Raw genomic sequence first — 12,877 nt, forward strand, 5'->3', positions numbered from 1 at the left:
ATGTTGAGGGTCGGCATAGGTTACGATGCCCACAGGTTGGTAGAGGGCAGGAAGTTAGTATTGGGCGGAGTTGAAATACCTTATTCAAAAGGCCTTTTGGGACATTCAGATGCCGATGTTCTCCTACATTCTATTTGTGATGCCATCCTTGGAGCTCTCTCCTTAGGTGATATTGGGGAGCTCTTCCCCGATACTGACGAGAGATTTAAAGGAATTTCAAGTTTACTTCTCCTAAAGGAAGTTAATTCAACTTTAAAGTCAAGAGGTTATAAAGTTTTAAACGTTGACTCTGTGGTGGTTGCTCAAAAGCCCAAGCTTAAGCCTTACAGGGAACAGATGGTCAAGAATATTTCATCGGTTCTTGATATACTTCCTTCGCAGGTCTCCGTAAAGTTCACCACGACTGAAAGTATGGGCTTTGAAGGAAAGGAAGAGGGAATTTCCGCTCAAGCAGTAGTATTAATCGGGGAGGTAGAGAAGTGGTAATGGATATTAACGAGATTATGAAAGTTATTCCTCACCGTTATCCTTTTCTCCTTGTTGATAAGATAGTTGATTTTGTCCCTAAGGAAAGGATTGTAGGTATAAAGAACGTTACAATGAACGAACCCTTTTTTCAGGGGCACTTTCCAGGGCATCCTATTTTTCCGGGAGCCCTCTTAATAGAGGCTATGGCGCAAGTTGGCTGTATTTTAATGTTTAAGTCCTTTGACCTCTCTCCTGAGAAGTTCGTCGTTTACTTTATGGGAATAGATAAGGCCCGCTTTAGAAAGCCCGTTCGTCCGGGGGACACTGTGAAGTTTGTCCTTACTCCTACTGTTATAAAGTCAAAGATGTCAAAGATGAAGGGTGAAGCCTTTGTTGAGGATAGCTTAGTTGCTGAAGCAGAAATAATGGCTATGATTACGAGGAAGTAATGGCTGTAAAGATTTCTCCTTCTGCAGTTGTTGAAAGAGGTGCCGAACTTGAGGACGGGGTTATTGTAGAGCCTTTTGCTTACGTTGGTCCAAAGGTAAAGGTAGGAGGAGGAACCGTAATAAAGAGCGGTGCTTACATAACGGGTGATACTCAGATCGGCAGGGAGTGTGTGATCTTCTCATCCCATATAGGAGTTGAACCTCAGGACCTTAAGTATAAGGGAGAGGAAACGAAAGTTGTAATAGGAGATAGAGTAAGGATTAGGGAGTACGTTACTATACACAAGGGAACTGAAGGAGGGGGAGGAGTAACTCAGATAGGAGACGACGTTCTCCTTATGGCTTACGTTCACGTTGCCCACGACGTTAAAATTGGAAATAAAGTTATAGTTGCAAACGCAGTCCAGATAGCTGGACACGTTGAAATAGGTGATTGGGCAGTTATAGGTGGCCTTACCGGTATTCACCAGTTCGTCAGAATTGGAAAGCACGCCATGGTTGGAGGAGCTTCTGCTGTTCACAGGGACGTTCCTCCGTTTACAGTTGCCCAAGGGAATAGGGCTAAACTGGTTGGAATCAACCTGGTGGGCCTTAAGAGGAGAGGTTTTTCAAGGGAGAGTATAAGAGCTCTATCTGCGGCTTTTGAGATGGCCTTTAAAACGGAAGAACCTCTCTTGGTTGCCCTTAGGAGAGTTGAGGAGGAGCTTGGAGATTTCCCTGAAATTAGGGAGTTTGTAAGCTTCATTAAAGAGAGCAAAAGGGGTATCTGTCCAGTTTGAAGTTAAACAAGGATTCCTTAAGAGGAAAGTTAGTTTTCCTCGGTACTGCTGGTGCAAGGTACGTTGCCTTTGGCTTTTTAAGACAGGCAGGTGGCCTCTACTTTGGGTTTGATGAGGCCTTTGCTCACGTTGATCCGGGTCCCGGAGCCTTTGTTCACGCCCACAGGAAAGGGATAGAATCCTACTGGACAGAAATTGTAATCCTATCCCACAGACACCTTGACCACTGTGCAGACGTTAATCACGTTTTAGAATCTATGACGTTAGGAGGAAAGAATAAGAGGGGAACTCTCCTGTGCCCTTCAGATGCTGTTGAAGAGGACCCGGTCGTCCTTGAGTTTACTAGGAAGAACGTAAAAGAAGTGAGAATCATAGGTGAGGGTAGCAGTTTTGAATTTCCTTCCTTTAAAGTGACCTTCCCGATAAAGCACCGTCACGGAGTTGAGACTTACGGAATGAGGTTTTCCTACGAAGGTCTTGAAGTATCCTACATTTCAGATACAGCCTTCTTTGAAGAGCTAGTAAAGGCCTATTCAAATTCAGATCTACTAATACTTAATACCACAATGTTAAAGAGGAATCCTTTAATAGATCACTTAAGTGCCCAAGACTCAGAGGTTCTAATAGGAGAGATAAAGCCAAGACTTGCCATTCTAACCCACTTCGGAAGGACTATGCTTTCGGCAAAGCCCTGGGAAGTTGCACTTGATATTTCAAAGAGAACAGGAGTTAAGACAATAGCAGCTTACGACAACATGATAGTTGACCTTTTAAGCTTATCGGTTGTGAGGCAGAGGTGAAGTTAGCCCTTACAGGAAGGCCAAGAATAGGGAAAACAACGGCAGTTAAAAGGGTTTTTGAACTCCTTAAGGGAAGGGCTGAGGGTTTCTGGACTGAGGAAATTAGAAAAGGGGGAAGGAGGTGGGGCTTTAAAGTTGTGAGGAGTGACGGGTTTGAGTGCCTCCTTGCCAGCGTTGAAAGGGATTCTCAGTATAGGGTCGGTCGCTATAAAGTTTTCGTTGACCAGTTTAATAGGTGTGCAGTTCCTTTTCTAAATGAACTTTTATCTAAAAAGCCCTTTTTAATAGTCATTGATGAAGTTGGGAAGATGGAGCTCCTATCAAGAGATTTTCAAGATCTGTGCTGGAAGATACTGAGAGAGGAGGGGAACTTCTTAGTAACTTTGCCTTTAAAGAACTTTCACCCTATTATTTTAGAGTTTAAAAAGACTTTTAAAGTAATACATTTAACCCAAGAAAATAGGGATAGTATTCCGTTTAAAATTGTAAACCTTCTGGAGGGTAGAGATGGAGAAGAAGAACATGGGTTTCCTTCCAAATAGGGAGAAGCTGGTAAAGGAGTTAACTCCTCAGGTTAAGGAAGACCTTAAAAACTACTTTCAGGATAGGGATTACGGCGTAATTGCTATAACGAGAGAAGATGCCCTTAGAGCCTTTGTTGTAAAGGCTACTAACCTCTGTGAGATTGCCCGTTTAAGACATAAACTCTCCCCTATGGCTACTGCTGTTTTGGGAAGGGCTCTAATTGGGGCAATCCTTCTAACTTCCCTTTTAAAGCACGGAACAGACCAGAGGGTTCTTTTAAGGATTGAAGGAGACGGCCCGATAGGTTTAGTAGTTGCAGAGGCAAACGCTAAAGGGGAAGTAAGGGGCTTCGTTCAAAACCCCAACGTTCCTACCTTTGTTAAGGAAGAGAGTGGAAAGAAGAAGTTTGATATAGGTAAGGCAGTTGGTAAAGGAACCCTTACAGTCGTTAAGGACTTAGGTTTTGGAACTCCTTATGAAAGCTCCGTTCCCCTAGTTTCTGGAGAGATTGCTCAGGATATAGCTTACTACCTTTTAAAGTCTGAGCAAATTCCTTCTGCCGTTGCAATAGGCGTTTTAGTTGGAGAAACTGGAAAAGTTGAGGCGGCAGGAGGTTTCTTGGCTCAGCCACTTCCAGGAGCTTCTGAAGAGGCAATTGAGAAACTTGAGGAGAACGTTAAGTCACTCCCTCCAGTTAGTACCCTTATAAAGGAAGGTAAGAGGCCAGAGGATATTGCAGAGCTCCTCTTTAAAGGGTTTACAACGGAGCTCCTTGCACTTAAAGAGCTCTCCTTTAGATGTAAGTGCAGTAAGGAACTTGCAAGGGGAGGCCTTATCGCTATGCCTGAGGAGGAGCTCGAGAAGTTAATTGAGGAAGGTCAGGCCTCTGTTAAGTGTAACTTCTGTGGAGAGGAGTACGTCTTTACGAAGGAGGAGCTCCAGGAAATTATGGAAGAGAAGAGGAAGGGGAATAACTGATGGCTGTTATCTCTCTTTTCGGTATCGGAGCTATTTTGCCAAAGGTAGAGGAGGAGACTGAGAGGGTTTTAGTTGAGAAGTTTAGGCTGGAATCTCACTTTGAAGGTCTCGTTCCTCCAGATGCAACTCTTTCAAGGGGCTCTCAGCTCCTTGCGGATATCCAACTGAAAAAAGTTCTCTCCCTAAAACCTGAGGGCTCCTTCTTTGTTGGAGGGATAACCCCCTACGATATCTACAGCGATAACCTTAACTTCGTCTTTGGAATTGCACTTCCCTTTAAAGGTTTCCTGGTTTCCTACTCAAGGTTGATTTCAGACGACGAGGAGCTCTTCTTGAGCCGTTTAAGGAAAGAGGTGACCCACGAGATGGGTCACGTTTTTGGCCTTCCCCACTGTCCCAATCCTAAGTGCGTTATGCACTTTTCAAACTCCTTAATAGACACTGATATGAAGAGAGAGGACTTCTGCCCCTCCTGTAAGAAGAGATTGACTGAATCAATGGCGAAACTGGGGCTACTTTAAGGAACTTATAACTTCCTTTAGGAGGAGGGAGAGTTTCTCACCTCTCTCCTTTGCCACTTTAAGGACTTCAGTGTGGGTTGCCTTAAGGTTTAACGTATCGTTTGTAAAGATGGTTAGTCCGCAGACCTTCATTCCGAAGAACTTTGCAGCTATTGAGTCTGGAACCGTTGACATACTTACACAGTCTACTCCCAGAGTTTCAAGCATTCTAATCTCTGCGAAAGTTTCGTAATTTGGGCCGAGCATTGCTGCAAGCGTTACAGGAACCGCCTTTATTCCAATTTCAATGGCTGTCTTTAAAAAGAGCTCTCCAACCTCCAGGTCGTAAATTTCCTTTCCGTTTACAAAGACCCTATCCCCAAACTCCTCAATCAGACCTACTAAAGGGTTTTTCCCCGTTAGGTTTATGTGATCTAGGATAACTCCAACTTCGCTGAAAGCAGCCCTCCTTGAAACTGCACCTGAGGAGCACGTTGGAATGAAGAGTTCCACCCCGAGCTTTGAACACAGGAGAGGGATGAACCTTATTTCCCAGTCTTGCCTTCCTTCGTAGTAGTGAAACCTTCCCTCAAAGAAGAGGACTTTTTTACTCCCGACTTTAAAGAGCTTTATAACTCCCCTGTGGCCTGGAACTTTAGGCTTAGGCATTCCGGGAACTTCAGAGTAGGGGAACTCTGCTACTCCTTTTCCAAGTTCTATACCTGAACCTCCTAATACTGCAACGTCAAACTTTTCCTCTCCGAAGAACTCCTTTACCTTCTCTTCAGCAGTCATTACTTCCTCTAGAACTTTGGTTTTATGAAAAGGAGTTTTGAATGTGGGTTTTTGAGGATGTTAACCTCTGTAAATATTGAGACAAAGACGTCGTACTGGGGAAGGTAGTCAAACTCCTCTATACCTCCGAGTTTGTAGACTGGAGATGTTGCCTCCTCCCAGTCAAAGGTTTCTCCGCTTCTGTAAAGGAGTAAAACCCTTCCTCCGTCGAAGGTGTAGATGTTCCTTAGAACGCCTGGAACTGCGTTCTTATTCTGTGAAAAGAGCACTTCCTCGTTTCCGTCTCCATCGGCATCAATTGGCTTAGGTTTGGGGGTTATGTAGTAGCTTATAAGGATATCGTCGTTGTACCAGTAGATGCTGTTCGGTGAAGCTCCGATTTGGATTGGGGAGCGCCAGAGGAGTTTCTCACCATCTGATACGTTAAAGTAGTAGTCAAGGTCGTAGTAGGCAAAGTAAGTCTTCCCGCCGTTTTTAAAGAGCTGTGCACTTGTAACTTGAAACTCTTTAGGAACTTTTACTCTTTCAGTCTTCTTAAGCTTACTTCCGGAAACCTTTAACTTCCACACCCTCTTTCCAAAGAGTTTATCGCTCTCTGAGCTTACCTCTTGGCCGAAGATAGAGTCGTTTACACCGTCTCCGTCTGTATCAAAGCAGGACGTTATTAGGTTGGTTCTAGCAATCCTTACAAGTTTTCCGTTTTCAACTTTGAAAAGTCCTGAGGAGACGCTCTTATCCTCCTGATAAAAGCCGTCTACTATAAACTCAAAAACTCCACTCTTATCTAACTCAACCGGGCAAACGTGGAAGAGGTAAGAGCCCGGGAATGGGTTTTTAAACTTGTAGACCTCTTTTACTCCGTAAGGAGTGGCCCTAAATACCTTTATTGAATTTTTAGTTGATACAACTATTTCGGTTTCAGGGGAGGAGTCAATATTTGCTGCAAACAGGCTGGTTGCGTGCTTTCCTTTAAAGTCGTAAACGATACGGTAGAGGGAGCCTGGTGCAAGTGAGTATGACGTTACGGGAGCTCCCTCCCAGGGGAATATCTTAAGGAGCTTCTTAGTTCCATCGTAGACTTCCGTTCCTACATCTGTAACGATTATGTATCCGTCGTACCCTGTAAGCTTGTCTGCTGGAATTTTCCTCTTAAAGTCTGATGGGAACTTTAAGTGGAACTTCTCTTTAAACCTCTCTCCCTCCTCGTAGGGGGCAAGGTGGAGGGAGGGGACTTCCTTTTTGAGCTTCCTGTAGAGTTCTTTCCCCTTTCTCTTTGTAAAGTCTAGGTAAAGAACCCTGTTAAACAGTAACTTTTCAACCTTCTCACCGACCATAGGGTTTCCGAGAGTTGGAAGGGCTACAGAGTACTCCTTCCTTACCTGAGTAACTTTGAGAATGGCTCCGCTTTCTGTTATGAACCTATCTCCAACTGAAACTCCACTTTCCTTTCCAAGGTCTATCAGAAAGCCGTCGTAACTGTTTAGAACTATCTCTCCCTCTAGAGGAGTAAATTCCCTTTTCATATAGTAAACAACGTTTTTAATTCCCTTAAGCCCTTTTGGAGCCTCTTGCTGAACGGAATAACCTGTGTATGTTTGGTATTTAACTTCCTCTTCCTTCTTAAAAGGGTTTAGTGAGCTTAAAGAACAGGAGCTGAGCAGTGCTACTGTTAAAAGTGAAAGTACCTTCCTCATGGATTTCTCCAGTTTTGGTTTTTGAAATTCTATCAGTTTAATAAGGACTTTAGCTTTTGTTGAAATATTGAAGGGGTTGTTAAAACAACCTGATAATGGTTATCATTAAAACTTGTAAATCTTTTCTTTGGGAGGTAGGTTTGGAGAAAATTAGGAAGAAGAAGAGGAACACTAAACAGAAGGCTGTTGTTTACCAGGTTGTCCTTGATTCCCACGATCACCCAACTGCTGAGAAGGTTTACGAGAGGGCAAGGAAGGAGCTCCCTACAATAAGTCTTGGAACAGTTTACAGGGTTTTAAAGGAGCTGGTTTCAGAGGGTAAAATAAGGGAGATAGTTGTAAATAAACAGTCCCACTTTGAAGGTAGAACCGACTTTCACCACCACTTTATCTGTAGGGAGTGCGGGAAAATAGAGGACGTTGAGACTCCCCTTTGCCGCTATACCTGTAAGAAGGTTGAAGATAAGGGATACGTAGTTGAGGACGTTGAGTATAAGTTTTACGGGCTTTGCAGTAAGTGTGCACAGAAGTTGGGCATTTTAGAGGAGAGAGCTGTACAAGTTTAGTGCAGATTTCTACTTGAAGGGTTTAAAAGTTAAAGAAAAACAAAGCTTTCTGAGATTGGCATGCAGTCTGTTAAAATAAGGTTCAAGTCGATAGGAGGGTAATCAGGATGAAGAAAATAGAGGCAATAATAAAGCCTTTTAAGCTTGAAGAGGTAAAGGATGCTCTAACTGAAATTGGTATCCAAGGGTTGACAGTTTCAGAAGTTAAAGGTTTTGGTAGGCAAAAAGGGCATACGGAGCTCTACCGCGGAGCAGAGTACGTCGTTGATTTTATTCCAAAGGTAAAGATAGAGGTTGTAGTTCCAGACTCAATCGCTGAGAAGGTTGTTGAGACGATAGTAAATGCCGCAAGAACAGGAAGGATAGGGGACGGTAAGGTATTTGTAATTCCTGTAGAGGATGCCGTTAGGATTAGGACCGGAGAAAGAGGAGAGAGTGCAATTTAAATATTAAGGTTTAAGGAGGTACTTATGAAGCCTAAAAACGCAAAAGAGGTAGTAGAGTTAATTCAAAGAGAAGGTGTTAAATTTGTAGACCTTAGGTTTACCGATATGTTCGGTACCTGGCACCACATTACCTACCCTGCTCATGAGATTGGTGAGGAGAGTTTTGAGCAGGGGCTCTTCTTTGACGGTTCATCAATTCGTCAGTGGCAGCCTATCAACGCGAGCGATATGATGTTTAAGCTTGACCCTACGACTGCTACGATTGATCCCCTTTCAGAGATTCCTACTCTCGTGGTAATTGCCGATATCGTTGATCCGGTTACAAAAGAGCCTTACCACAAGGACCCAAGGAATATTGCAAAACTAGCGATTGAATACCTTAAATCAACAGGTATCGGTGATACGGTTTACTGCGGTCCAGAGCCTGAGTTCTTCATCTTTGACGACGTTCGCTACGACGTTGGAATGAACTATGGCTTTTACGAAGTTGACAGCGTAGAAGGGATTTGGAGGACAGGAGCTGAGGAGAATCCGAACCTCGGCCACAAAATTAAGCCTAAGGGAGGTTACTTCCCGGTTCCTCCAAACGACCAGCTTGACCACATAAGGAAGATTATGGCTATGAAAATGGAGGAGGCGGGGCTCGTAATAGAGGCTCTCCACCACGAGGTTGCTACCGGCGGACAGTGTGAGATTGACTTTAGGTTTGGAACACTGGTTGAGGCTGCAGACAACGTTCAGTGGCTCAAGTATATCGTTAAGAACGTTGCTAAGATGTTTGGAAAGACCGCAACCTTTATGCCAAAGCCTATTTTCGGGGATAATGGTTCAGGTATGCACGTTCATATGTCAATCTGGAAGAACGGAGAAAACCTCTTCCACGGGGAGAGTTACAGTGGGCTCTCTGAAACCGCCCTCTACTTCATAGGAGGAATTATTAAGCACGCAAAGGCAGTTTGTGCCTTTACTAACCCGACTGTTAACTCCTACAAGAGGCTCGTCCCTGGATATGAAGCTCCCGTTAATCTGTGTTACTCTGCAAGGAACCGTTCTGCTGCAATAAGGGTTCCCGTTGTTGTGTCTCCTAAAGCTAAGAGGATTGAGGTAAGGTTCCCCGATCCATCTGGAGCTCCTTACCTTACGTTTACCGCTCTCCTCATGGCTGGTCTTGACGGAATTGAGAACAAAATACACCCAGGGGAGCCTGTTGATAAGAACCTCTACGACCTTCCACCAGAGGAGCTCGTTGACATTCCAACAGTTCCAGCTTCCCTTGATGAAGCACTTGATGCCCTTGAGAAGGACTATGAGTTCCTTACAAAGGGCGGCGTAATGAGTGAGCAGTTCATTGAGGATTACATTGAGTACAAGCGTAAAGAGGAGATAGATCCTGTTCGCCTAAGGCCGACACCTATGGAGTTCTTCCTCTACTACGACGTGTAAACTAAGCTTAAAATTGACAAAATTGGGGCTCCTTCGGGAGCCCTTTTTAATTTCTGGAGGTTTGATGGGAAGGAACGTCTTTGATGAAGCTGCAAGGACTTGGGATGAAAAGCCTTCAAGGGTAGAAAACGCTCAAAAGGTCGGAAGTGCTATTTTGGAGTTTTTACCCGTCAGTAAAAGCTGGAGAGCCCTTGAGATCGGTGCAGGGACGGGACTTTTAACCTTTTACCTTCAACCCTATTTAGGTGAGATTGTTGCAGTTGATTCTTCAAGGGGAATGTTTGAAGTCCTTAAGGAAAAAATAGAGAAGTTTAACGTTAAAAACGTTAAACCCCTTTTGATGGACGCTGAAACTCAACTTCCAGAGGTTAAGTTTAACCTTATTTTTCTCCATATGACCCTTCACCACGTTAAGGACGTTCTTTCCCTATTTAAAAAGCTAAGAGGACTCTTACTTCCAGGAGGCTTTTTAGCAGTTGGAGACCTTTTAAAGGAGGACGGAACTTTCCATAAGGATAACTCTAGCGTTTTCCACTTTGGATTTAGCAAAAAGGAACTCTTTAACTACTTTAAGGAGGCAGGGCTTGAACCCTACCTCTTTGAAATTGTTCACAAAATAGAAAGGAACGGTAGAGATTATCCGATATTTTTAGGAGTTGCTAAAACTCCCTTGAGATAAGGTCTGCTAACGTTTCCCTTTGCCTAATTACTTTAAAGTTGCTTCCGTCAACTAAGACTTCTGCAGGCCTTGGCCTTGAGTTGTAGTTGCTGGCCATTGAGAAGCCGTAAGCACCTGCACTGAAAACAGCTAAAAGTTCCCCTTCTTTAAGGAGGGGAAGGGGCCTATCCTGACCGAACTGATCTCCACTTTCGCAGATTGGCCCGACAACCGTTGCCTTAATTCTTTCTCCAGAAATTTCCTTTACCGGTTCTATGTGGTGGTAAGCTTTGTATAGGGAAGGTCTTGCAAGGTCGTTCATTCCAGCGTCAACCACGTAGAAGAGTTTTTCTGGAGTTTCTTTTCTGTAAAGGAGTTTAGTTACTAAAATCCCTGCGTTCCCTACGATTCTCCTCCCTGGCTCAAGGATTAGCTTGCAGTTAACCTCTTTTACGTGTGGAATTAGAGCTTCAGCTAAAGCTTTTGCAGGAACGGGCTTTTCATCTGGTTTATAGTTGATTCCAAGTCCTCCCCCTGCATCAAAGTACTCAACTTCAACTCCTCTGCTTTGGAGCTCCTTTACAAGCTCCTTTACCTTTGAAGCTGCCTCTTCAAAGGCTGAAACGTCTGTAATCTGAGAACCTATGTGGAAGTGAATTCCAATGGGCTTTAGGTACCTGCTCTCCTTTGCCTTTCTGTAGAGCTTTAAAGCCGTCTCAAAGTCTACTCCAAACTTTGAACTCCTCAGTCCAGTGGCTATGTAGGGGTGAGTCTTTGGGTTAACCTCCGGGTTAACTCTGACTGCTATGGGAGCTACTTTGTTTAACCTTTCTGCTACACTCTCTATTTTAAGGAGCTCCCCCTCACTTTCAACGTTGAACATTAAGATTCCCCTTTCAAGGGCAAACTCTATTTCGTCTTCCCTCTTTCCTACTCCGGCAAAGAGGATCTTTTTAGGCTCTATCCCTGCCGTTATTGCCCTGAAGATTTCACCAACGGATACAGTATCTGCTCCTGCTCCGAGCTCCTTTAAGACCTTTAAGACCCAGACGTTTGAATTTGACTTAACCGCAAAGGCTATTAAAAGGTTAACTTTACTGAAGGCTTCCTCAATTTCCCTGTAGGCTTTTTCAATTGCTCTCTTACTGTAAATGTAGACCGGCGTTCCGACTTCTTCAGCTATCTCTCTAACCTTTGTTTCTTCAACGTAGAGCTCTCCACTTTTGTAACCAATAGAGGGGAAAATTTCTTTCACCTTACTCCTCCTACTTTATAAAGCTCCTCTTCTCCTTTGCCTTCTGAAAGAACTCCTTTAGGCCTTCCTTATCTTCTTTCTCTATTAACCTCTCAACTTCCGTTAGAGCTTCCTTAAACCGCTTAATTGATTTAAGTATGTTCTCCCTATTTCCTATACATATGTCCCTCCACATAATTGGGTCACTCATTGCAATCCTAGTAAAGTCCCTAAAACCGCCACCTGTAAACTCAAATAGATTTTCGCCGGTGTCTTCCGATAACTTCCCTATTGCGTTAACTATTGAGTAGGCAACCACGTGGGGAAGGTGGCTGACTGCAGCAAATACTCTATCGTGATGATATGGGTCCATTTCTATTACTTTAGAACCTAACTTTTCCCACAGCTTTTTAATTTTCTCCTTTGCCTTAGGGTCTGTCTTCTCTGTAGGGGTTAGTATGAACTTTGCGTTTGCAAAGAGGTTTTCAACAGAATTTTCTACTCCCGACTTTTCCGTTCCTGCTATTGGGTGTCCTCCAACAAAAGGGGCAACTCCTTCCAAAATTTCCTCACACCTTTTAACCAGTTCTCCCTTTACGCTTCCAAGGTCTGTTACTATACATCCCTCCTTTATGTGAGGTTTAACTTGTTTAAGGACGCTTTCATATACTCCAACCGGAGTTGCAAGAACGATTAGATCAGCATTTATTGCTATAGAGTGCTTTATACTTCCCCTGTCTATGATTTCAAGCTCTATTCCCTTCTCTATGGCTTCTGGGTTAATGTCAACGGCAGTAATTCTTCCTGGGAAACCTTTTAACTTTAGGTTAAGCGCAAATGAACCTCCGATTAACCCAAGTCCTACTATGCATATTTCGTTAAATTCCCACTCCAATTTTTACCCCTTCTATCTGAGTTGAGAGTAAAAAGTTAAAATTTTGCAAGAATTTTCAAGGGCAGATAAGTATTTTAAAGCTTCCTCAATGTTCCTTCCTACTGCAAACGGTCCATGGCTGTAAACTACTGCAACCGGACACTTCCTTAAAAGACCGGGTAATCTCTCGGCAACCTCTTCTGAGGATACCACTTCTTTAGCTTTTAAAACGGGTATTTTGTCTCCAAGAAGTAGTTTACTTTCGGAGTCTAAAGGTTCAATCTCGTTGAATTTTAAAGAACAGGCAACGGTGTAAGGGGAGTGGGCGTGAAGGACTGCTTTAACTCCGGTTAGGTTTTTATAGATTGCCCTGTGAACTTTTAGCTCAACTGAGGCAAACCTATCAAGGGAGGGGTTTTCATTGATAGTCGTTACTACAAAGTCTTCAGGTTGAAGTCTTCCTAAACTTTTACCTGAACGTTTTATGATTATAAAGTCTCCAGCTCTGCAGCTAAGGTTCCCTCCGTGGCTGTCGGTTAGGCCAAGTTGAAAAGTTAATTTTGCTACCTCAATGAGTTCTAACCTCTCATTTAAGAAAGGGAGCATTCAGACCTCCTTAAATAAAAAAGCCGCCACTAAATGGCGGCTTTAGTTAAGTTCTATAGGGA

At 43.6% G+C, this 12,877-nt stretch carries 16 protein-coding genes; 11 read left to right on the forward strand and 5 right to left on the reverse strand.

Annotation, left to right across the window (positions count from 1 at the left end; all coding sequences use genetic code 11):
* Nucleotides 1–3: 3 nt before the first annotated feature.
* The 7 genes from ispF to C7457_RS02335 are packed head-to-tail and all read left to right on the forward strand — an operon-like array spanning nucleotide 4 to nucleotide 4,520.
* Nucleotides 4–486, forward strand: a complete 483-nt coding sequence (gene ispF, locus C7457_RS02305) for a 2-C-methyl-D-erythritol 2,4-cyclodiphosphate synthase (protein WP_170137360.1) — start codon at nucleotides 4–6, stop codon at nucleotides 484–486.
* Nucleotides 486–917 (forward strand): 3-hydroxyacyl-ACP dehydratase FabZ, encoded by a 432-nt coding sequence (gene fabZ / locus C7457_RS02310; RefSeq protein ID WP_121170665.1) that lies wholly within the window; start codon nucleotides 486–488, stop codon nucleotides 915–917. Before ispF ends, fabZ begins: the two co-directional genes overlap by 1 nt.
* Nucleotides 917–1,696, forward strand: coding sequence for an acyl-ACP--UDP-N-acetylglucosamine O-acyltransferase (lpxA, locus tag C7457_RS02315; RefSeq protein ID WP_121169828.1), 780 nt, complete (start codon nucleotides 917–919; stop codon nucleotides 1,694–1,696). Before fabZ ends, lpxA begins: the two co-directional genes overlap by 1 nt.
* Entirely contained in the window at nucleotides 1,693–2,496 is an 804-nt protein-coding gene (locus C7457_RS02320) for an MBL fold metallo-hydrolase (protein ID WP_121169829.1), read from the forward strand. Before lpxA ends, C7457_RS02320 begins: the two co-directional genes overlap by 4 nt.
* The gene (locus tag C7457_RS02325) at nucleotides 2,493–3,038 is read left to right on the forward strand and encodes an NTPase (protein ID WP_170137327.1); all 546 of its coding nucleotides are present in this window, start codon (nucleotides 2,493–2,495) and stop codon (nucleotides 3,036–3,038) included. The genes C7457_RS02320 and C7457_RS02325 overlap by 4 nt, the downstream gene beginning before the upstream one ends.
* A complete protein-coding gene (gene hslO, locus C7457_RS02330) occupies nucleotides 3,004–3,999 on the forward strand; it encodes an Hsp33 family molecular chaperone HslO (RefSeq protein ID WP_121169831.1) in 996 nt (331 codons plus the stop codon). Before C7457_RS02325 ends, hslO begins: the two co-directional genes overlap by 35 nt.
* On the forward strand, nucleotides 3,999–4,520 hold the full coding sequence (locus C7457_RS02335) for a hypothetical protein (RefSeq protein ID WP_121169832.1): 522 nt from the start codon (nucleotides 3,999–4,001) through the stop codon (nucleotides 4,518–4,520). Before hslO ends, C7457_RS02335 begins: the two co-directional genes overlap by 1 nt.
* Here the strand turns inward: C7457_RS02335 and C7457_RS02340 are convergent.
* Together C7457_RS02340 and C7457_RS02345 are read right to left on the reverse strand one after the other, a co-directional pair.
* Nucleotides 4,512–5,294: a purine-nucleoside phosphorylase gene (locus tag C7457_RS02340; RefSeq protein ID WP_121169833.1), complete on the reverse strand. Its 783-nt coding sequence runs from the start codon at nucleotides 5,292–5,294 to the stop codon at nucleotides 4,512–4,514. The two genes, C7457_RS02335 and C7457_RS02340, sit on opposite strands and share 9 nt — an antisense overlap.
* 8 nt (nucleotides 5,295–5,302) lie before the next feature.
* Nucleotides 5,303–6,988, reverse strand: a complete 1,686-nt coding sequence (locus tag C7457_RS02345; protein WP_121169834.1) for a hypothetical protein — start codon at nucleotides 6,986–6,988, stop codon at nucleotides 5,303–5,305.
* A gap of 140 nt (nucleotides 6,989–7,128) precedes the next feature.
* On the opposite strand from C7457_RS02345, the gene C7457_RS02350 reads away from it, so the two are divergent.
* The 4 genes from C7457_RS02350 (at nucleotide 7,129) to C7457_RS02365 (ending at nucleotide 10,122) form a co-directional block, all read left to right on the forward strand.
* Nucleotides 7,129–7,554 (forward strand): Fur family transcriptional regulator, encoded by a 426-nt coding sequence (locus C7457_RS02350; RefSeq protein WP_121169835.1) that lies wholly within the window; start codon nucleotides 7,129–7,131, stop codon nucleotides 7,552–7,554.
* A gap of 107 nt (nucleotides 7,555–7,661) precedes the next feature.
* Nucleotides 7,662–8,000, forward strand: a complete 339-nt coding sequence (locus C7457_RS02355) for a P-II family nitrogen regulator (protein ID WP_121169836.1) — start codon at nucleotides 7,662–7,664, stop codon at nucleotides 7,998–8,000.
* A gap of 24 nt (nucleotides 8,001–8,024) precedes the next feature.
* A complete protein-coding gene (gene glnA, locus C7457_RS02360) occupies nucleotides 8,025–9,443 on the forward strand; it encodes a type I glutamate--ammonia ligase (RefSeq protein WP_121169837.1) in 1,419 nt (472 codons plus the stop codon).
* Between the two features lie 64 nt (nucleotides 9,444–9,507).
* A complete protein-coding gene (locus tag C7457_RS02365) occupies nucleotides 9,508–10,122 on the forward strand; it encodes a class I SAM-dependent methyltransferase (protein ID WP_121169838.1) in 615 nt (204 codons plus the stop codon).
* Here the strand turns inward: C7457_RS02365 and lysA are convergent.
* The 3 genes from lysA to C7457_RS02380 are packed head-to-tail and all read right to left on the reverse strand — an operon-like array spanning nucleotide 10,103 to nucleotide 12,815.
* Nucleotides 10,103–11,356, reverse strand: a complete 1,254-nt coding sequence (gene lysA, locus C7457_RS02370; RefSeq protein WP_121169839.1) for a diaminopimelate decarboxylase — start codon at nucleotides 11,354–11,356, stop codon at nucleotides 10,103–10,105. The two genes, C7457_RS02365 and lysA, sit on opposite strands and share 20 nt — an antisense overlap.
* Before the next feature lie 10 nt (nucleotides 11,357–11,366).
* Entirely contained in the window at nucleotides 11,367–12,230 is an 864-nt protein-coding gene (locus C7457_RS02375; protein ID WP_121169840.1) for a prephenate dehydrogenase, read from the reverse strand.
* 12 nt (nucleotides 12,231–12,242) lie between these two features.
* Nucleotides 12,243–12,815, reverse strand: a complete 573-nt coding sequence (locus C7457_RS02380) for a class II aldolase/adducin family protein (protein ID WP_121169841.1) — start codon at nucleotides 12,813–12,815, stop codon at nucleotides 12,243–12,245.
* Nucleotides 12,816–12,877: the final 62 nt, after the last annotated feature.

Source organism: Thermovibrio guaymasensis (assembly GCF_003633715.1).
Lineage (GTDB): Bacteria > Aquificota > Aquificia > Desulfurobacteriales > Desulfurobacteriaceae > Thermovibrio > Thermovibrio guaymasensis.

What these genes read in the sequence shown, in the direction of transcription:
- fabZ (WP_121170665.1), top strand. Translation starts at nt 486, where the DNA reads ATGGATATTAACGAGATTATGAAAGTTATTCCTCACCGTTATCCTTTT.
- lpxA (WP_121169828.1), top strand. Translation starts at nt 917, where the DNA reads ATGGCTGTAAAGATTTCTCCTTCTGCAGTTGTTGAAAGAGGTGCCGAA.
- hslO (WP_121169831.1), top strand. Translation starts at nt 3,004, where the DNA reads ATGGAGAAGAAGAACATGGGTTTCCTTCCAAATAGGGAGAAGCTGGTA.
- C7457_RS02335 (WP_121169832.1), top strand. Translation starts at nt 3,999, where the DNA reads ATGGCTGTTATCTCTCTTTTCGGTATCGGAGCTATTTTGCCAAAGGTA.
- C7457_RS02340 (WP_121169833.1), bottom strand. Translation starts at nt 5,294, where the DNA reads ATGACTGCTGAAGAGAAGGTAAAGGAGTTCTTCGGAGAGGAAAAGTTT.
- C7457_RS02345 (WP_121169834.1), bottom strand. Translation starts at nt 6,988, where the DNA reads ATGAGGAAGGTACTTTCACTTTTAACAGTAGCACTGCTCAGCTCCTGT.
- C7457_RS02355 (WP_121169836.1), top strand. Translation starts at nt 7,662, where the DNA reads ATGAAGAAAATAGAGGCAATAATAAAGCCTTTTAAGCTTGAAGAGGTA.
- glnA (WP_121169837.1), top strand. Translation starts at nt 8,025, where the DNA reads ATGAAGCCTAAAAACGCAAAAGAGGTAGTAGAGTTAATTCAAAGAGAA.
- C7457_RS02365 (WP_121169838.1), top strand. Translation starts at nt 9,508, where the DNA reads ATGGGAAGGAACGTCTTTGATGAAGCTGCAAGGACTTGGGATGAAAAG.
- C7457_RS02380 (WP_121169841.1), bottom strand. Translation starts at nt 12,815, where the DNA reads ATGCTCCCTTTCTTAAATGAGAGGTTAGAACTCATTGAGGTAGCAAAA.